This window comes from Gynuella sunshinyii YC6258, assembly GCF_000940805.1.
Taxonomy (GTDB): Bacteria; Pseudomonadota; Gammaproteobacteria; order Pseudomonadales; family Natronospirillaceae; genus Gynuella; species Gynuella sunshinyii.
Window position 1 is genome coordinate 3,868,283 of record NZ_CP007142.1, and the last position, 22,972, is coordinate 3,891,254.

The window sequence follows — 22,972 nt, forward strand, 5'->3', positions numbered from 1 at the left end:
TTAATAGTCACTGACCACTGTCGGATCTAATTGTTTAACCGCCTCATCGACGCTGAGATGCTCATTGAGTACATCGTCAAACAGCTTGCCGAAGACCTCGTCATCCTGCGGACCGAGGTTCAATTCCCCCGGGCTTCGGCTGTCATTGACGGCTGTTGACGGATCGGTAGCGTTCATGCTGTCAGCCAGCCAGTAAGTTTCCCGCGCAAACGGATAGCCCGGCACACTGATACGGCGGCAGTGGCTGTCCGGATACAACGCCGGCCAGTCGATCTGCGCACCGCCGACCCATGAATTCAGCAATTGCTCATGGTCACCATCATCCAGCCACTGTTGCAGGGTTGCGGGACTTACCTCGGGATGATCTTTACGAGCACGGGCGTAAAACAGCTGCCCGTCGGCATCGCCACTGGCTGCAAAGCGTTTGAAACAGTCGATGGCTTCGTTGATTGAGCCGGCGCTGAAGGCCAGCCGTTCAACCATTGGCTCCCGACCCATTTGCAGCGTGAACGCCAGGTTGTGCAGCAATGCCGGGTCTGCCGTCGTCTGCCGCTCGCTCAGGAACTGCGCCAGCTGCCGGGCATACTCGCGCAGACGCCCGGATTCACGGGCCGACAGCACGAGCAACGCCGGACCGGCGGGAACTGTCTGTACCGTTTCTGCAGTTGGCAGGTATTCCTGCAACACGATATGGGCGTTGGCACCTCCGGCGCCGAACGAGGACAGTCCGGCAATACGTGGTATTTCGCGCAGCTGGCCATCCTGCGACAGCTGTGGTCGCGGCCAGGGAGCCAGTTGCTGCTGAACAACGAACGGCGTATCGGCAAACTCAATATTGTGGTTCAGCACCTCCGCATGCAGGCTCGGCACCAGCTGACCATGCTGCATTTGCAGAATGATTTTGGTGAGTCCGGCCATGCCGGCGGCAGCTTCGAGGTGACCGATATTGGATTTGGCCGAACCGATGGCACAGAACTGAGTGGCGTCGGTATCGGCCGCGAAGGCCTGCGATAACCCGCGAATCTCAATGGGATCACCCAGTTCAGTGCCGGTGCCATGGGCTTCGATATAACTGACCGAACGGGCATCGACACCGGCCTTTTGCAGCGCCCGACGGATGACCTCTGCCTGAGCGGCGGGGTTCGGCACGGTATAGCCGTTGGTACGGCCGCCGTGATTGATGTGAGCGCCCCGAATGATGGCGTAAATCTGATCACCATCCTGCTCGGCCTGCGCCAATGGTTTCAGCAACACGGTGCCTACACCTTCACCCGGTACGAAGCCGTTACCGCCATGGCCAAAGCTGCGGCATCGGCCGTCATCGGCGAGCATCTGCGCACCGCAGAGTCCCACATAGGTTGCCGGATGCAGATACAGATTGACGCCTCCGGCAATGGCCAGATCGCAGTTGCCGCGATGGAGATGTTCACAGGCTTCATGAATAGCCGTCAGGGATGATGAGCACATGGTATCCACCGGCATGCTCGGTCCGCTGAAGTTCATAAAGTACGACAGCCGGTTGGCCACTGAACCGAATGAGGTATGCGGGAACACATTTTCGCCACGCTGCCACAACATCGGTCCATAGAGATCGAAACCGGTTTTGGTAATGCCGGCAAACACCCCGACCCGGCCGCCGCACTGCTGTTGCAGACTGTCACGGGTATAGCCGGCGTCTTCAATGGTGTGCCAGCAGCTTTGCAGGAACAGCCGCTCCTGCGGGTCCATGTTCAGAGCTTCACGCGGGGAAATACCAAAGAACAACGGATCAAACTCGCTGAAACCGTCGATAAAACCGCCCCACTTGCTATAACTCATGCCCTGCGCCACGGCCGTTTTGCGGTCCTCGGCGAAGAATCCTTCGAGCGGCCAGCGCCCGGCCGGTATTTCCGTCACACAGTTTTTGCCGGCCGCCAGATTGCGCCAGAACTGTTCCAGATTGTCTGCCTGCGGATAGCGGCCGGACAAACCAATAATGGCAACCGGAGCAAAACCCTGAACTGCCGGCCTTGCCACCGCTGTCACGCTGGCAGCTGGCGGCGGAGAAACCACCGCCGGTACGGATGCGGCTGTATGGGTGTCCGTCGTCGGATTGACCCAGCGGCGGCACTGGTCGCTGAAATCCGTCAGCAGATAGTCCGCCAGCGCCGAGACCGTTCTGTACTCAAAAAACACGGTTTTCGGCAGCTTGCGGAAGACTTTTGCCAACGCCTGATTCAGCCGGGTGATCATCAACGAATCCAGCCCATAACTGGCCAGCGGTTCGGTAATATCAATCGCCGCCGGAGCCATTTGCAGAATATCGCTGAACACGCCTTTAAGTGCTTCCAGCAGGGCATCGCGCAGATCACCACGGCTGTCGGTTGGAGCGATTGCCGAAGCGCTTGTCAGGGCCGCTTCAGGTTGTGAAGCCGCCGGCGCAAACAGCGCGCAAATCCGTTCGGCATCGCCACTGACGATCATTCGCTGACCGCCAACGCCATTCGCAATCAACTGATCCAGAGCCAACAGCGCGTCATCGGTCCGTAACGGGCCTATACCGGTTGCTGCTGCAACAGCCTGCTGGTGCCGGGCATCGATGGCCATACCACCATCCTGCCACCAGGGCCAGTTGATCGATAAGGTCAGTCCCTGGCAGCGGCCCTGGCTGACCAGCTGATTACGGTACTCAGCATAGGCATCCATAAAGGCATTGGCGGCGGCGTAGTCGGCCTGACCGATATTGCCCATTACGGCACTCAGAGAGGAACAGCTCAGCAGAAACTCCAGTGGCATCTGCCGGCTGAACTGATCCAGATGAATCAGGCCAGCCACTTTCGCCGCGTATACCCGGCGCAGTTCATCGGCCTGTTTGTCGACGATCTGGGCATCTTCAATGACACCGGCACAATGAATGATGCCGTGCAGACGACGACCGGCCATAAAGATTTCCACCGCGCCGGCGTCAGTGACATCCAGGCTGTGATATTCCACCTGGGTGGATTCGGCCTGCCATTGTTGCAGCAGAGCCAGAGCAGTTCCGCGCAGTTCGGAGCGTCCGGTCAGTATGACTCTGGCCCTTGGTGCCCTGCAGATGATGTCTGCCGCAAAGATCAGCCCCAGACCACCGGCGCCGCCGGTGATCAGATAACAGCCATCATCGCGCCAGGGTGTGACCGCATTGGCGGGCAATGTGGTCTGTGGCTGCCACTGACTGTACTGCCACTGGCCGGCATGGTAACGCTGACGCAGTAGCTGCCCGCGACCATGACTGTATAGCAGGTGCTCTGCCAGCTCAGCTGTCGGAGTCTGCTGCTCACAGCACAAGACCTGGGCATGCAGCGCCGGTACTTCCTGACAGGCGCTCGCCAACAATCCCGACAGGCCACTGAACAGCTGATCTGTGGCTTCGGCAGTGGCGATGACCAGTTGCAGATTGAGTGATCCGCCATGCTGCTGTGCCTGAAGCTCTTGCAACAGCGTCAGCAGTTGCAGACTGATATCTTCATAGCGTCCGGCCAGTGCCGCCTGTTGACTGCTCAGGGTGTGAATCCGGGCATTCGGCAGCCTGGCCGCAAGTTCTGACGGCCATGCCGGTGCCGGCTGGCACAGAATGATCCATTGCTGACAGCCAGCCAGCTCGGCATCAAGTGCCAGATCCGTTGCGACTGGCTGCCATTGCGGTGCCAGAATCACAACTTCGTCGGTACTGGCCGGCAAATGCGCTAATCCTCCGCTGAAATCCGCTTCGATCCAGTAATGTTCACGGGCGAACGGATAACCCGGCCAGTGCAGCCGGCGTTGCTGACCGGCACGGAACAATACCGGCCAGTTCAGTTCATAGCCCTGACAGAACAGGTCTGCCAGCGCCCGCAGGGAATCGACAAAATCCGCGCCATATTGGTCCTGTCCACAGCGTTGAAGCAGTTCCTGACCATGGCTTTCCATCGCCGGGCTGCCATCGAAATCACGTACCACCGCACCTTTGAACAGGCTGGCATCCGTTTCGCCATCGATAGCCTGTTGCAACAGGCGGATGCCGTTGGCGCGGTTTTCCAGCACCAGTGCACAACGGTGTTTCAGATGTTCACGACCGCACAACAAGGTGTAACTCAGCGCCGTCAGGGAGATCTGTTCATCGTTCTGCAAACGTTCCAGCGCAGCCGTCAGCCGCTGTTTGAGTGCGGTTTCGGTTTTGGCGGAGAAGACCCAGAGCCGTGCAGGCATGGTTTCATCGATGGGATCACGGGCGGCTTTTTCCAGATCGGCGCTCGACAGCACCATATGCACATTGGTGCCGCTCATTCCGAAGGCACTGATGGCCCCAAGGCGGTTTTCATCAGCTCGAACGGGCCAGGGTCTGGGACTCTTGTTGACTACAAACGGGCTGTCATCCCAGTCGATGTAGTCGCTGTCCTGTTCACAATGGAGACTGGCCGGAATCAGCTCATGCTTCATCGCCTGCACCAGGTTCACCAGGCTGACCAGTCCGGAGGCTGCAAAGGTATGCCCCAGGTTGGTTTTACAGGATGTCAGGGCACAGAAGCGTTTGCGTTCGGTACGGCTTCGGAAAGCCTGACACAAGGCATTGACCTCAATCGGATCACCCAGACGGGTTCCGGTACCATGAGCCACCACGTACTCGATCCGGTCAGGATCGATGCCATGGCGCTGGTACACCGAGGTCAGCAGCTGAGTCTGGGCAATGCCACTCGGAGCAGTAATGCCATTGGTTTTGCCATCGTAGTTGATGCCGCTGCCACGGATAACCGCATCTATGTCATCACCATCGGCCAACGCACGGGCCAGTGGTTTGAGGACCACCGCCACGACCGCTTCACCCGGTACCAGTCCATTGGCGCGACGATCAAAGGTGTAACAGCGGTCTTCGCCCGACAACAGCCCGGCCTGACTCATGCTGATAAATGAATGGGGCGTCAGCAACAGATTGACCGCGGCGGCCACGGCGACCTGACACTCACCGCTACGCAGACTGGCACAGGCCTGATGCGCAGCTACTAAACCCGATGAACAGGCAGTGTTAATCGCCATGTTCGGACCGGACAGATTGAGGAAGTAACTGAGCCGGGCGGCCAGAATAGCCTCGTGACTGGAGGTCACGGTGCCGGAATTTTCCTGGCTGGCGGCACTCAACAACATGAAATCGCCGCCTTCCACTCCGACAAACAGACCGATCTCGGAGTTGCCGAACTGCCCGGCATTTTCGAGCGCGTTCCAGGTTTCCTGCAACAGCAGGCGCTGGCGCGGATCGATTTCGCGAGCCTCACGCGGGGAAATCTCAAAGAACAGCGGGTCAAACTCATCGACTCCAGGCACGGTTCCCAGCCACTTGCAGTTGGTTTTGCCCGCTTCGGGATCGCCATAGAACCGCCGCCAGTCAAAGCGCTCGGCCGGAATTTCGGCAATGGCACTGCGCCCCTGTGCCAGCAACTGCCACATTTCATCGATATTACGGGCCTGCGGGAAACGACCACTCATGCCAATGATGGCAATATCCTGCGGGTTGGTGGTTGCTGGTCGTTTCGGCATCACCGTAGTGGCAGCCGGCGTTTGCCGGGCTTCGGTCACCGGCGCCGTCTTCGGTGCAACCGCTGGCCTTACGGTCATGGCTGGAACCGGCTCACGATGTGGCTTTGCTACCGGCACCGGGGCCGTTTCAACGGTCCCGGCCCGATAAAAAGCGTCCATGGCCGGGCCATGCTGCTTCAACAGATAAGCCTGCAACTGTGCCAGCGTCGGGCAGTCAAAGAACACTGCCGGGGTCAGACGAATACCAAAATGGCGATTGAGAGCGTCCGCCAGTCCGGTCAGGCCGATGGAATCAAAACCGAAATCGGCCAGATTACGACTGCGGCTCAACTGCTCGTGGGGAATAGCCATCAACTGGCTGACCTGATTCTTGAGATCCCACTCAATGCTCTGTGCCAGTGACAGGCCATTCAGTTCGGCTCTGGCCGGTTCGCTGCTGGTAGAGACAGCTGCGGCGGCGACATTGACCATCACCGTCTGCGCGGGTGCCTGGCAGACCATGTCCGTCAACCGTTGCAGCCGTTCAGGCTCACCGACCAACACCAGATAATGGTCCTGTGGTTGTTGCAACAGTCTTTCAAACAGTTGCACGCCCTCTTCCGCCTCCAGCATGCGCTGGCCACTGGATTCGAGATACAGCGCCGTTTTGTCGGCTTCATCGATGCCCATGCCACCATCGCGCCAGAGTGGCCAGTTGATGGTCAGGGTCTGGCCATGACGCTCGCCCTGTTCAACCAACCGGCGACGATGACCGGCATAGGCCATCAAAAAGCGGTTGGCGACGGCATAATCACATTGACCGAAATCCCCGAGGCAGGCAGAGGAGGAACCAAAGTAGCAGACGAAATCCAGCATGCTCTGGCACTGATGCTGCTGTAGCGCTGTTTCCAGCACGTCGTCCAGCACCAGCGTGCCGTTCACCTTGGGTTGCAGAATGGTGGCAAATTCCTGCGCGTCCTTTTCCAGCAGACTGCGGTCACTGACCAGCCCGGCGGCATGCAGCACGCCGTTGATGGCACCAAAGCGGCCGATGGCCTGATCCAGCCCGGCCTGCATGGCATCCGCGTCGCTGACATCAGCGGCCAGATACAGCGCGTCACCACCGAGTGCACGCAGCTCATCCAGGCAGGCCTGTTTGTCACGGCCTAGTTCACCGCGTCCGGTCAGAATCAGGCGGGCACCATAGACACTGGCGAGATGACGGGCGAACAGACGCCCAAGGCCACCACAGCCACCAGTAATCAGGTAAACACCGGCTTCACGGATGACGGGCTCAGCGCCAACAACCGGTAAATCCATCGGCACGATATGAGACACATGACGCTCGCCCTGATGATAAGACACCGACTGCACCGGTTCGGCACGGGTCAGCTCCTCGATCAGGACCTGAGCCCATGGCAGACACTGCTCTGAAGTCTCACCGAGCTGCTGATAAACTCCTGTCACTGCGGTTTGTGGCAGCAATGCCCGCAACGACCGCTCAAAGCCGATCCAGGATTCCAGATAACAACGGTTCAAGGTCGTGTCATGCCATTGTCCGGCCAGTAACAGCCGCGCGGGTGTCTGACCACTTTGGGACAGGGCCTGAATCACCTGCGCGACCTGACCGGCATCACCGCTCTGCCCTTGATCCTGCAATGCCGCCAGATAACACACAGCATCGACAGCACCGTGTTGTTCGGCCGTCGCCGCCATGGCCTGACGCAATGCTTCAACGGTGACATCAGCCTCTGTGCCGGAATCGATGAAACTGCACTGAATGCCGGCTTCGCGAACCAGCGCCTGCTGTAAACCGGCGTCGGCACCAATGCACAACACATGTTGCGGAAACGCCACCGGCGATTGCGCCAGCGCTTGTGGCTGCCAGTGTTCGTGGAACAGTTGCAGTGAAAGCTCGGCGACCGGTGCTGCTGCCGGTAAGGTCATCCCACCCTGTAATGCCACGGCTGAGGTGATATGACGGTTGACCGGAGCCCAGCAACGGGTTTTGGCAAATGGATAAGTCGGCAGGCTGATACGGCGCGGCGTCTGCTGGCCATACAGAATCTGCCAGTCGACATTCAGACCCTTGACCCAGAGTTCGAGCAGTTTGAGATATTTCTGTTTTTCCACCCAGGCGCGGATCATCGCTGCGGCGTCGTCGTCCTGAGCGGCAAAGCCCAGCAGCTTCGACTGTTCATCAACACTGCCGCGATAGACATCGGCACTGTTGGACTCTTCACCCAGATAGTCCGTCAGCTTGCGTTGCAGTTCCTCCAGATTGGCAGCGGTCAACGCCAGCCGCTCCGGCATGGCCTCGCGGCCGGTTTGCAGGGTATAGGCAATGGCCGCCAGATCGACATCCTGGAATCCACGCTTGTCCAGAGCGGTCAGCAGACGCCGGGCCTGTTGACGTAACTGCTCATCACTGTAGGCCGACAGCACGATCAGCGCCGGATTCTGGGCACTGAACGTCATCGTTACCGGAGTGATGTGCTCAGCTGGATATTCCTCGACAATGACATGGGCATTGGCACCACCGGCACCGAATGACGACACCCCGGCGGTTCGCAATACTTCACGCTGTTCGCCGTTTACCTCGATGACCGGGCGTTGCCAGTCAGCCAGTTGGCGCTGTACCTGGAATGGCGTGCGGCTGAAATCGATGTTCGGATTCAGTGCCTCTGCGTGCAGGCTCGGAGCCAGCTGACGATGCTGTAATTGCAGAATGATTTTGGTCAGACCGGCGATACCGGCAGCGCTCTCACAGTGACCGATGTTGGATTTGGCCGATCCCAGGGCACAGAAACTGCGCTCCTGAGTTGTCTGAGAGAAGGCATCGGTCAGCCCCGCCACTTCAATGGGATCACCCAGCTCGGTACCGGTGCCGTGGGCTTCGATATAACTGATGGTCCGGGCATCGATACCGGCTTTGGCGATAGCGGTTTTGATCAACTGCGCCTGCGCGGCCGGATTCGGCACCGTATAACCATTGGTCTTGCCATCGTGGTTAACGGCGGTGCTGCGGATCACCGCGTAGATATGGTCCTGATCCGCCTGCGCCCGTGACAAGGGTTTCAGCAGTAACGCACCGACACCTTCACCCGGCACAAAGCCATCACCACCCTCACCGAAGCTGCGGCAATGACCTTCACCGGACAGCATTTTCAACGCACACAGTTCAATATAGCTGGACGGATGCACATACAGATTCACCCCGCCGGTCAAGGCCATGTCGCAGTCGCCACGATGCAGATGTTCACAGGCTTCATGAACGGCGGTCAGAGACGATGAACACATGGTATCGATCGGCATGCTCGGCCCGCGCAGGTTGAACAGATAGGACACCCGGTTGGCCACCGATGCAAACGACGAACGTGGATAGGACTGATCGCCCTGTAGCCAGAGTTCCGGTGCCAGCAGGTTAAAGCTGTTTTTGGTGATGCCGACAAACACGCCAACACGCTGATCGACCTGCTGTTTCAAGGTGGCGCGGGTATAACCGGCATCTTCACAGGCTTCCCAGCAGGCCTGAATAAACAGCCGCTCCTGAGGATCCATGTTGATGGCTTCACGCGGGGAGATATTGAAGAACAAGGCATCAAAATCGGCGAAGCCATCAATGAAACCGCCCCATTTGCTGTAACTTTTACCCTGCGCCACGGCGTTTTGTGGATCGTCACTGTAGAATCCATCCAGAGACCAGCGCTCTGCCGGAATCTCATCGATACAATCCCGACCGGCCGCCAGGTTGTCCCAGAATTCCTCCAGGTTGGCGGCTTTGGGATAACGACCTGCCATGCCGATCACGGCGATATGCTCGTTGTTGATGACCGCAACCGGCGCAGGTGCAGGTGCGGCGACAGTTGCAGAGGGTACGGCGGGTACCTGCGCAGCCGGTGCCTGTATCCACGGCGAAGCAGTCTGCAAAGGCTGTACGACGGCCTCTGTCGGACTGGTGTGGGTGCTGGTGTCAGTCAATCCCAGCAGTTGCTGCAAGCGCTGCGGCTGGGTGCGAATAAAGTGCGCCACCAGCGCATCGATGCTCTGATGTTCAAAGAACAGGGTGCTGCTGACATCCTCCATAACATCTTTGATGGCATTGGTCAGCTGTACCACCAGGATCGAATCAATGCCGTAGCTTTCCAGCGGTTCGGCGGTATCGATCTGTGCCGGTGACATTTTCAGCACCTGCGCCACCAGCCGGCGGAAGTGATTACGGGCCTGATCCTCAAACTGTTCCGCATTCAAAGGGCTGGCAGTCGCTGCTGCGGCAGTACTGAGCTGTTGAACGGGTTGTGGTGGCTGTATTGACTGTGGTGACGGTATTGGCTGCGGTGCCACTGGCATCTGAACCGTCGCCGCCGATCCTGCACTGTTGTCCAGACCCAGTAACTGTCTCAATGCCTGTGGCTGGGTGTTGAGGAAATGTCCTACCAACGCATCAATGCTCTGATATTCAAAGAACAAGGTACTGCTGACATCTGCCATGACATCTTTGATGGCATTGGTCAGCTGTACCACCAGGATCGAATCGATGCCGTAGCTTTCCAGCGGTTCGGCGGTATCGATCTGCGTCGGTGACATTTTCAGCACCTGCGCCACCAGCCGGCGGAAATGATTGCGGGCCTGATCGGCCAGCGCGGCATCGTCCTGAACGGTTGGCACTGTGGTCGCGGCGGCGGGTGTCATCGCTACCGGGGCACTGAGCTGTTGTTGGATTTGCGGCCGCACCGCCGGTTGCAGCGGTTGGGGCGCTGGCGGCACCGGTCTGGCGACAGGTCGTGGCCGCGCAGCGGGCGCTTTCATGACCAGCGGCTGCCGCACGATACCGTCGCTTTCAGCGATGACGATCTGCTGGCCGATGGCATGAACCGGTGCTGCCGGGAACTGCACCTGCCGGTATCCTTCGGCTTCCAGCACCTGCTGCCAGGACTGCGAGGCCAGCATCGGGCAACCGGGAATACGCAGATGACTGTCTTCATACAGCCACCAGCCTTCCAGCAGACCAAAGGTCAGATGCGAGGCCAGGGTATTGGTGCTCAGCTCATTGAGCAGCATCAGGCCGTTATGGCGTAACAGCGTCTTGGCATTGCGCAGAGTCCGGCTGATATTGGCCGTGGCATGCAGCACATTGGTGGCAATGGCGATGTCATAGCTGCCGGCACCGGCGCTATCCTGTTCGGCCAGCGGTTTTTCAGCGTTGAACAGCCGGTAGGTCAGGAACGGATTGTCAGCGCCGAAGGTTTTTTCGGCATGCATCAGAAACGCCTGGGAGATATCGGTATAGCAGTACTCGGCGATGACGCCCTGATAATTACGTAATGCCTGCAACACCGGCGTAGTAGTACCACCGGTACCGGCACCGATTTCGACGATACGAATCTGTGCATCCGGTTGCAGACGCAGACGTTCATCGAGGTAGGCAGTCAGTTCGTCAACCAACAGGGCATTAAAGAAGTCGGAGACCGGGTTATGTTTGTAAATACCTTCAACCAGTTCCATGGAGGCGTTCGGGAACATGATATCAGTAGCGACGATGCGGGCATTGAGGATATCCGGCAATGCCCGAATGGTTTTATCGAGCAGCCGCACCTGAGCCCCGCGATAAGGGCTTTCGAGCAGTTCCGGCAATTGTTGTTGCCACACGTCCCAGTCCTGTGCCGGATCTGTCAGATCATCAGCACCGACAATGGTGAAGTACTGTTGCGAGCCGTGCTGTTCCACCACGATGGCCTGCTCGGCATCCGCTTCGCAGGGTTGCAGATAGCCATGATCAGCAAGCACTCTGAGGCTCTGCTGCATCCAGCGACGATACATGGGTGACAGTGGCTGCTGAACCAGCTGCATCGGCGCAGATCCGCTCAGTACCCCGGCCTCACGCAGCTGATGCCACATTAACCGCGCCAGCATGCGATCCACCTGCTGGCTCAGTTCGGCCTGCTGATCGATATCGTCAGGGGCCTCCACGTGTTCAAGGGGTTGGCGCTCGGCCAGTACCGGCATGGCGGAAGGCAGCGTCTCGGGCAGATATTGCACCTGTAACGGCTGACCGGCGGCTTCATTCAGCGCCTCATAGCCACCGTTGATATTCATGAATGCGGTCTGCTCGACTCGTCCCTGCAACAGGGTTTCGAGGGCGCGCATGCCGTCTTCCGGCGCGATTGTGCCGATGCCCATTTTTTCGACCCGGCGTTTGAAAGCATCGGGCACGGCATCGGCAATACCAATGCTGCCCCACCAGCCCCAGTTCATCACCCGGACCACACACGACGGCCACTGCCGCGCCATTTGCCCGGCAAATGCATCGCTGAAGGTACAGCCGGCAGCATAACCGCTTTTGCCGTGATCCTTGGTAAACCCGGCCATGGAGGAGAAGAACAGTACGAAGTCCAGAGGCTCCGTTTCGAACACCTGGGCCAGTCGTACACTGACAAACGCCTTGGCGGCATAACTGGCACAGAAATGTGCTTCATCCATGGCTGCCAGGCTTTCATCCATGACCCCGACCGCTGAATGGACGATGCCGTGAACTTCGGGATAGTGCTGTTTGATTTCGTCATAGGCCCGTTGTAAGGCTTCGACATCTCCCGCATCGGCAGAGACGTAGAGAGGTGCCGGGCCGATGTCCGCCAGCCGGCGGATTTTTTCATCGATGGCATCGTCACGCTGACGACGCCCGATCCAGACGATTTGCGCACCAAAATGACGGATCAGCCATTCACTCCAGACCTCACCGATACCCCCTGCTCCGCCAATGACCACGTAAACACCGGCCTCGCGATAGCACAGTTCCCGGACCGCCGGTGGTGCCGGCAGCAGGGCCAGTTGCTGGCGATACCAGAGGTCGTCGCGACAGACCAGAGTTTCGCCGCTCAGAACATCCGGAACCGCCGGTAAGCGGGTTAACAGAGCCGGATCGGTTGCTTCCAGATCAAACACCCCGACTGACCAGTGCGGATACTCTTTGGCCATCGCCCCGGCCAGACCATAGAGGCCGGCATGACACGCTGAAAACGAACTTTCGTTGTGCAGTGATACGGTATTGAAGGTCATCAGGCACCATTGCAGCGAACGTTCATCATAACCGTGTTGCAGCAATGCCTTAATCAGGCGGAAACAACCGAGCACACTGCCCTGCTGGGCGTCGATCATGGAATCAGCGAAATAAGGTTCGGTCACATCGGCGATCCAGACCACCGCATCCAGGGTTCCGGCCCCGCCGATAACCTCAGCCATCTCATTGACACTGGCACCCGCTGTCAGAGTGATGACCCGGCTCTGACGACCAAAACGGGCACCGACAGCGACCTGCTGATCACTGTCTCCGCCAATGACCAGGATGGTCTGGGTGGTTTCCGCTGGTGCTGGCGGGACGGCATCGAAGGCTTCCCAGACGGGTGTCAGGAATTGATTGCCGAGGGTTTTTTGGGTCTGGCCGGCAGCGGTGTCCACCGAGGTAAACCCATCCACCCGGACGCACAAACGGCCATCCGGATCATAAAAGCCGAGATTGGCGATGTAAGACGAGCCATCTGAGCCGTTATCCACAGTTTCCAGCAACGCCCACATGCGGGACTGACACGGAGCGAGTACATCAAGACTCTGCAATGCAAACGGAACAGTCTCGCGAATACGCTGATCAGTGCTGTCCTGGTCCTGAATCAGCAGTCCGGCCATGGCCTGTAATGCCGATCCCAGCACGCCCGGATGCAATACCAGACGCTGGTCACTGTCACGCCATTGATTCAGATTGACGCTGGCCAGCACATAACCCTGACCGACCCAGAGCTGTTCCAGCCCCTGATGGCTCGGACCATATTCAGCCCCCGCCAACCGCGACAGTTCAAAGCAGTTTTCAGCGGTCAGGCGCTGATCATCGGCAGCCGCCTGCCACTCCATCGGATTCAGGGATGGTCGCTGGTCAAGCTGCAACAGCTGCGCCCGCCCCTGGCAATGCACTTGGGCCGGGTTTGCGGCATCGCAGACGCTGAAAGACAAACTGCCATCGGCCTGTGGCTGGATACTGGTGTGCAGTTCCACGGCACCATCGTTGATGACCACCGGGCGTAACCAGACCACGTCCAGCAGGCGGATGTGACTGCCATCGGTCAGCCGTGTCGCCAGCGTACTGGCCACCGCCGTGCGCACCATTTCCAGATAGGCCATGGCCGGCAGCACCGGGACACCTTTGACCTTGTGATCTGCCAGAAAGAATTCGGCCCCGCTGAAACGGGCGCTGAATTTCAAACCGTCGAGGTCAGAAATATTGCGGTGCAGCAACTCGTTAAAGGCGGTTTCGCCGCGGTCAGCCACCGTTCGGCTGACCGTTGGCAGCCAGAAGCTGTCACGGGCAAACGCATAACCCGGCAGGCTGATGCGTCGAGGCTTGACCGAGGTATCGCTGTACAGCAGATGCCAGTCAATCTCGACGCCCTGAACCCAGAGTTCCAACAGTTTCTCGAATTTACCCTTACGTATCCAGGCGCTCAGCATGGCCCCGGCATCTTCATCGTTGAGATTCAGCGAGGCCGCCCGGCTTTTGCGGTTCAGCTGTCCCCGATACCAGTCGTCACCATCGGCAGACTCACCGGACAGGCATTGCAGCTGGCCACGGAGAGCCTCCATGGAACGGACGATGACCGCCGCCCGATATTCCATCGCCTCGCGGCCCACTTGCAGGGTATAGGCAATATCAGCCAGATCGGTGTCCTGGTAGTCACGCTGACCAATCACCCGCAACAACTGTTCGGCCTGAGCCTGTAGCCGTTCTTCGGTACGCGCAGACAGCACGATCATGACACCGTCATCGGCATTGAATAGTGCCTGCGGACGATGCTCGTCAGCGCAGTATTCCTCGATGATGGCATGAGCATTGGAGCCACCGGCACCGAAAGATGATAATCCGGCCATACGCGGCCGTTCCTGCATGACGCCATTGATTTCCAGCTGCGGGCGCGGCCATTCAGCCAATGACTGCTGCACCACAAACGGCGTGCTGGCGAAGTCGATTTTCGGATTCAGAACCTCGCTGTGCAGACTGGGTACCAGTTGCTGATGCTGCATTTGCAGGATGATTTTGGTGAGACCGACAATACCGGCAGCGGCTTCCAGATGGCCGACATTGGATTTGACCGATCCCAGCGCGCAGAAGCCGTTATCGTCGGTCTGCCGGCGGAATGCCCGGGTCAAACCGGAGACTTCAATCGGGTCACCGAGTTCGGTGCCGGTACCATGAGCCTCAACATAACTGATGGCACGGGCATCAATGCCGGCCTTGTCGATGGTCCGGGCAATCAGCGCCGCCTGGGCGGTTGGGTTCGGCACTGTATAACCATTGGTCTTGCCACCGTGGTTGACACTGCTGGCGCGGATCAAGGCATAAATGTGGTCGCCATCCGCCACCGCACGATCCATGGGCTTGAGTACGACCGCACCAACGCCCTCGCCGGGAACAAAACCATTACCACCGGTACCGAAACTTTTACAGACACCATCGACCGACAGCATCAGCGCGGTACACAACTCAACGTAGCTGGATGGATGCAGATACATATTGGCACCGCCGGCGATAGCCACTTCGCAGTCGCCGCGCCGCAGGTATTCGCAGGCTTCGTGAATGGCCGTCAAAGACGCCGAACACATGGTATCGATGGGAATACTCGGGCCATTGAAATTGAACAGGTAGGACACCCGGTTGGCCACGGAACAAAATGAAGTCCGTGGGAATAACTGCTCTCCAGCGGCCCACAGATCCGGTCCGTGAATACCGAAATCATATTTTGACAGCCCGACAAAGACGCCGACATTGCTGTTGTAGCGACTGTTCAGCTCGGCGCGGGTATAGCCGGCGTCTTCTATCGCGTGCCAGCAGATCTCGATAAAGAGCCGCTCGTGAGGGTCCATGTTGTAGGTTTCACGCGGCGAAATGGCAAAAAACAGCGGATCGAATTCATCAAAGCCGTTAATAAACGCACCCCAGCGCGAGTACATCTTGCCCTCGCTCTGGGCCGTGGCCGGATCGGCTTCGAAATAGTCCTGCCAGGCCCAGCGGCTGGCCGGAATTTCGGTCACACAATTGACGCCATTTGCGAGGTTCTGCCAGTAGGCATCGAGATCATCGGCCATGGGATAACGACCACTGAGACCGATAATGGCAATGGCACTGTTGGGTTCAACTGTAGGACTGGCTGCTGGTTGCGCCGGCTGGCTCAGAGTTACCGGCCGGGAGGTGCGAATGGTGACGGCGGTACTGGTGCTGGTTGCCGCCACACTTGGGGTAACTGCTGGCAGGACAGCCGCTGGCGTTGCCGGGATCGGGTTTTCCAGCCCCAGCACCTTCACCAGAACATCATGCTGAGTGTCGATAAAATGATCGACCAGGGCGTTGACGCTCTGACATTCAAACAGCAGCGTGCTGCTGACACCCTCGAAATGTTCGGCCAGGGCATTGGTCAGTTTGACCGCCAGAATGGAATCCAGCCCGTAGGTTTCCAATGCCTCCGCCGGATTGATCTCGCGGCTGTTCATTTTCAGGGTTCTGGCGATCAGCGCGGCGAAATAGTTGCTGGCGCGATCTCTGAGTCGCCCACCATCGTAGGAGTGATTCCCTGCCGTGCCAGTGTTCCGGGGCAGTGCTGCCGGCGGTGGTAACACCGGCTCGACCACAGGCACCGCAACCGCCTCAGGTTCTGGCGCTGGCATAGATGCAACCGCCGGCGTTGCGGACTGGCTCTGGCGAACCGTACCATCACTGCTGGCGACAATAATCTGCTGCCCCAGGTAATGAGCCGGTTGCACCGGGAACGTCACCTGATGATATCCTTCACATTTCAACACCCAGTCCCATGCTGAGGATTGCAGCGCCGGAGAACCGGGCAGACGCAGTGCCTTGTCTTCATACAACCACCAGCCATCCAGCAAACCAAAGGTCAGATGACTGAACAGCGGGGTGTCACTCATTTCATTGAGGATCAGCACGCCGCCGGTTTTCAGGGCGGCTTTGACGTTACGCAGGGTGCGGCTGATATTACTGGTGGCATGGAGAACGTTGGTGGCGATCACCACGTCGTAGGCTCCGGGATCTATGCCCTGCTCCGCCAGCGCCTTGTCAGCGTTGAAAATTGCGCAGTGCAGATAAGGTGCCACGTCACGGTAATGGTCTTCTGCATGTTGCAAAAATGCCTTGGACAGATCGGTATAACAGTATTCGGCAATATAGGACTGATACGGCTGTAATGCCTGAAAGACACCGGCACTGGTTCCGCCGGTACCGGCCCCCACTTCCAGAATCCGGATAGCCCGCTGCGACATGGCATTGTTCTGTAATCTGGGTGCCAGGCAGCTCAACAGCGCTTCGGTGACCTGAAGATTGAAATAATCAGCCACTGGATTGTTCTTATAGACCGGTTCCACCAGTTCCATCGATGACTGCGGAAACATCACATCAGTCGCCAGCCGGACACCGGTGAGAATATCGGTCAATGACCGCAGGGTCGCTTCCATCAACGCTGCCTGAGCGGCCAGCGCCCGATTCCCGGCCCATTGTTGTTTATGGTCATCCCACTCCTGCCACAACTGCCCGGCTCCCGCTGCCACAGCTGCCTGGGCGGCGGCGGTCAATTGCAGATCACTCTGTGAGTGACTGAGAAAGCCGCCCTTAACCAGGTAATCCATACTTTTATCAAACCACTGCCGATACTGACCGCTGACCTCTGCCGGCAGCCGTGAAGGCCGGATATAACCGTCCTCAATGACAGGTAATGTGCTCAACTCAGCCATCAATACCCGACATACCAGGGGTTCGATGGCGTCCATCTGTTCACCCGCGTGCCGGGCCAGCGCCAGTGCATCCGTGTGCTGAACAGATAGATCTTTGGGCAGTGCGGTTTTGATGGCCGTTTCACCGGGATAGCTGCCGGTGCGTTCGTGAGCAGCGAGGCCGGTCAGACCGGTCGTAGAAGCGGTTTTCATGTAGGCCAGCTGATCGACCGGAGCATTCAACAGATTATCCAGCGCTCTCCAGCCATCCTTGGGCTCAATGGAGGCAACCCCAAGAGCGGCCATGCGGTCGCGATATGACTCGGTGGCGACAACACCGACGTTGCCCCAGAAACTCCAGTTGATGGTTTTGACCGGACACGACCACTGCCGGGCCAGACGCCGCGACAGCGCATCCTGAAAGACCGAGCCAGCGATGTAATTGCATTGTCCCGGTGGCCGGGTAAACGCTGCCAGGGTGGAAAATACCAGCAGAAAATCCAGTGCTTCGCCGGCAAACACGGAGGCCACGGCAATACTGACATCCACTTTGGCGCGCAGTCCTTCATGGAACCGGACTTCCTCCATCTGCGCCAGGCTCTGATCACGCAGCACAATTGCGGCATTGACCACGCCACAGATACGGCCATAGCGACGATTGATCTCATCGCGCACCTGCGCCAATGCCTCCACATCACTGCAGTCGGCGCTGAAATATTCCGGTCTTGGGCCAATCCCGGCGATAGCATCCAGCTGTCGATTCAGGGTTTCGTCCAATGGCCGCCGCCCTACCCAGATGATCCGGGCCTGATATTTACGGGCCAGATGTTCGGTCCAGGCAAAACCGATCCCACCGGCACCGCCAATCACCAGGTAGACTCCCTGATGACGGTAAGCCGTTACCGGTGACAACGCGTCAGTGGCCTGCGGCAGATACGGTGACAATTGCTGGCGATACCATTGCCCCAGGCGTTGACCGGGTGCGCAACGGTACAGTAAGGGACGACCATACGGATCAAACGGAGCCGCAAACAGGGTTGCCAGCGGCCAGTCGCCACCATTGGCAAAGCGGCGTTCCAGATCCAGCAGGCGGATGTTCCAGAGTTCATATTCCTTGGCCATGGTACCGATCAGGCCATGCAATCCAGACGCCGACAGATCAACCTGTTCGACCTCATGATCGAGTCCCTGAGCGGCAAAGGTGATGATCGTCCAGTTCACCGGGCGAGTACCGTATTCCAGTGCCAGCATGGCTTTAATCAGACGGAAAAACGCGGTAATGGTGCGATGATGGGCCGCACCGAGACCGGCATCGATGGCCTCGCTGTCATAACCGGGCGCAACCCAGATCAAATGAGTCACCGGCTGATGACGCTGCAACAGTGCCATCAGCGCTTCGACATCATCGGTAAAGTCAATATCGGCGATGCGCACACTCGGAAAAGTACCGGTGATCAGTCTGCGCACCGGCTCGGTGGCACCGAACAGCAGAGTGCCGGAGCCCGGCGTTACAGAAGATTTGTCCAGTTTTGGGGTTGGCAGTACCGCCTCCCAGACCGGCAGCGCCAGTAATTCACCCACCAGATCGTCAACTGGCGCGGTGGCGGTTAAAGCTGACACTCCGACGGTATCGAGTACCCGGGCGCTGAAACCATAGAAACTGGCGAACGTGGTACCGTCCCCGGCCAGAATTTCGATGTTCAGCTTTTGAATATCCTTGCTCGTTCCAGCTTCACGGATATGCACCCAGAGTTCCCGACCGGTGGACATCACCGCACTGTCGGCTGCAATGTGCAGTTGTATCCGATCCACAGAAAACGGCAGCACCGGGCGCAGATTACCACTGTCACCCTGGCTCAGGTTCATGGCCAGAGTGGCCTGTAGCGCCGAATCCATCAGACAGGGATGCAGCACATAGGTTCCTGCTCCGGTTACCAGAGATTCCGGCAACTGTAGTCGTGCCAGTACGCTGGACTGCCCCAGATACACACAGTCAATACCACGGTGACACGGACCATAATCGATGCCCATGGCAGTAAACAGCTCATAACACTGGGCACCACTGAGTTCACCTTCACCGTGAGCGGCTTTAAGCGCGGCGAGATCCTGAACCGGAGCCGCCGTCAGCGTCTGCAACAGGCCCTGGCCCTGACTGTGCAACAGTTTTTCGGTGTTGGCATCGCTGTAAATCTGATAATCGATGTGCTGACCGTCTTCGGTGCTCAGACTGATGTGTAATGGCTGTGGCGGAACCGCAACGGTAAATGGCCGCAGCCAGACCACCTGCTGCAATGTCAATGTCAGCGCTTCCGGCTGTTCCAAAGCAGCGGCTTCGAGTATGGCGGCACGGGCCATCTCCAGATAGGCCACTCCAGGCAGAACGCCCTGACCATTGACTTGATGATCTGCCAGAAAGAATTCCGAACCGTCAAAGGTGCTGCTGAAACGCGGTTCAGCAAAGGTAGAAGTATTGCGATGCAGCAGCGGATGCAGGAAGCCGGCGCTACTGACCGCAGCGGTCTTGCCCGCTGAAGGCATAAAGGCCGCCGTCGGCAGATGATCGGTCACCCAGATCCGCTGACGTGCGAACGGATACAACGGCAGACGGATGATATTGGGGCGTCGCGCCAGCAGATTGTGATCCTGATAGAGTTTTTCCCAGCTGACCGTCACACCCTTGCTCCAGAGTTCCACCAGCCGGGTGAATTTGTGGCGTGCCATCCAGGTATCGAGGGTGTCACGGAGGTCATCATCAGCACTGAAAATGGCGGTGGCACCTTTGAATTCACTGGCCCGGCCACGATAGCCATCATCGATATCGGTATCGCCATCCAGCACCGACCTCAGGCGCTGCTGCAAGGTTTCCAGACTGTCAACCACCAGCCCCAGGCGTTCATCCATGGCTTCACGGCCCACCTGCAGGGTATAGGCGAGATCGAACAGATCCACCTGCGGATGATGTTCGATGAACACCTGCAAATCCCGCACGGCTTCGAGCAAGCGGGTCTCATCCCGAGCTGACAGCAGCACCATGGCGGATTCCGGCGACACGGCTGAGGGTACAATTTGCGGCTGAGGATATTCCTCAACAATCACATGCGCATTGGCACCGCCGGCACCAAACGAGGAAATCGCCGCAATCCTCCGCTGCCCGGCCCGCGCCAGGGCCCAGTCACTGAGGGTTTGTTGCACCACAAACGGGGTGCGTTCGAAATTGATGTTGCTGTTGAGGGTCTGCGCATGCAGGCTCGGCACCAGCTGCTGATGCTGCATTTGCAGAATGATTTTGGTCAGTCCGGCAATTCCGGCGGCGGCTTCCAGATGACCGATATTGGATTTGACCGATCCGAGCGCGCAATAACCGGTTTCCGCCGTATCGGCGGCGAATGCCTGAGTCAGGCCGGTCACTTCAATGGGATCACCGAGCTGGGTACCGGTGCCGTGAGCCTCGATGTAACTGACATCCCGGGCATTGATGCCGGCGCGGCTCAAGGTTTTACGGATCAATCGTGCCTGAGCGGTGGGATTGGGCACGGTGAAACCATTGGTTTTACCGCCATGGTTAATCGCCGAAGCCCGGATCACGGCATAAATACGGTCTCCATCGGCTTCGGCCGCCGCCAGCGGTTTCAGCAGTGCAGTGCCCACACCCTCGCCAGGTACAAATCCGTCACCTCCTTCGCCAAAACTACGACAAACACCGCGTTGCGACAGCATCTGAGCGGCACTGAGTTCGATATAACAGGCAGGATGCAGATACAGGTTGACGCCACCGGCAATGGCCAGTTCGCAGTCGCCACGACGCAGATGCTCACAAGCCTCGTGAATGGCGGTCAGCGACGACGAACACATGGTATCGATGGGCATGCTCGGACCATCGAAGTTCATGAAATAGGACAGCCGGTTGGCCAGAGAACTGAACGAGATACGCGGCAACACCTGTTCGCCGTGTTGCCAGAGGATGGGTCCATAGAGTTCAAAACCGGTTTTGGTCACCCCGGCGAATACCCCTACCCGGCCCTGATGCTGGCGGGCAATCCGTTCACGGCTGTAACCGGCATCTTCAAGGGTATGCCAGCTGCTCTGCAGAAACAGGCGTTCCTGCGGATCAATATTGGCGGCCTCCAGCGGAGAAATGCCAAAAAACAACGGATCGAATTCCGCAAAACCATCAATGAAGCCGCCATGTTTACAATAACTGGCACCCAATTCCTGGGCCTGATGGCGGTCCGGATGATAGAAGCCCTCCAGAGACCAGCGCTCAGCCGGAATTTCACGGATGCAGTCTTTACCTGCAACCAGGTTCTGCCAGTACTCCTCAAGATCAGCGGCCTGAGGATAACGGCCACTGAGACCGATCACCGCAATCGCAGCACCGGCATCGATTGTCGACTGAGACGGGACTGGGGAACGGCGGGATTTCGGTACCGCAGCTTTGCGGGTTTTGACCACTGTACTGGCCGACAGACCGGTCCAGCGCACACAGGCTTCGCGATGAGCCGAGACAAAATATTCCGCCAGCTGTGCCAGAGACTGATATTCATACATCAGGGTTTTCGACAGTTCCCCGAACACCTCACCGAGACGACGGTTCAACTGCGTGATCATGATGGAATCGATCCCGTACTGCTCCAATGCGGTGTCAATATCGATACGGGCGGTTTTGATCCGGGTGACCTCTGCAAACAGCTGCTTCAGTCGCCGCGCGGTTTTGTCGTACAGGGTGCTGTTATCAATCGCCGTTTCGATGAACTCGAAGGTTTCCTCGCACTCAGCAGACTCGAAATCCTCTTCCAGTGCTGTTTCGATCATCTGGCCATTCAAGCCGGCAGCGAATTGCTTCCGCAAACGCGACGAATCCCCTTCCACCACCAGCCATTGACTGCCTTCACTGGCCAATGCCCGGTAAAACGCCTGAAACCCCGCCATGCAAGATAACGGTATAATTCCTGTTGCGTCGGTCAATGCCAGCCGGGCATGGTCATCAATCTGCATGCCGCCATCAGCCCATAACGGCCAGTTAATCGCCACGCTGCGACCATGGCATTCACCGGCAGCCACCCGCTCATTGCGATGGTGTACGTAGCGATCCATAAAGCTGTTGGCCAGCGCGTAATCGAGCTGCCCGACATTACCGGTGACCGCCGTCAGAGACGAAAACACCGCCAGAAAATCCAGTGTAAATGCGCGACTGCTCTGATCGAGATTGATCAGGCCATCCACTTTCGGCGTCAACGTGCCATGCATCTGTTCGGGGGTTTTGTTCAGAATCAGCTGATCGGACAGGACACCGGCACTGTGAATAATGCCGTTAAGACCGCCGGTCAGGGTTTGCAGCTCTGCCATCAGCGCATCAACCGCTTCGCGGTCAGCCACATCCAGGGCGCGATACAGCACCGTAGCACCGGCATCACGCAGAACTTCAAACGCCCGTTCAAGTTCATCATTGGCAGCAGAGCGACCACACAGAACCAGCGTCGGCCAACTGGCCTGACGGGCAATCTCACGGGCAAACAATAATCCGAGCCCACCATTGCCGCCGGTAATCAGATAAACGCCGTGATCCCGCCAGGGCATCTCAGCGGCCGATTGCGGTTCTGTTTCATGCCATTGCGGCCACAGCAGCTGATCCTGATGCAGACGGGTAATGGCCATCTGACCGCTCTGCCCGGCCATCGACAGCCACTGCAAGATTCGCTGATGA

1 protein-coding gene (only partly in view) is annotated in these 22,972 nt (G+C 58.2%); it reads right to left on the bottom strand.

What is annotated here, in order from left to right:
* Window positions 1–22,972, bottom strand: the 3' portion of a protein-coding gene (locus tag YC6258_RS29895) for an SDR family NAD(P)-dependent oxidoreductase (RefSeq protein WP_052830350.1). The gene runs 2,618 nt beyond the window's last position; the window shows 22,972 of its 25,590 coding nt (coding positions 2,619–25,590); its start codon lies off the right edge, out of view — the gene reads right to left on this strand; its stop codon occupies window positions 1–3.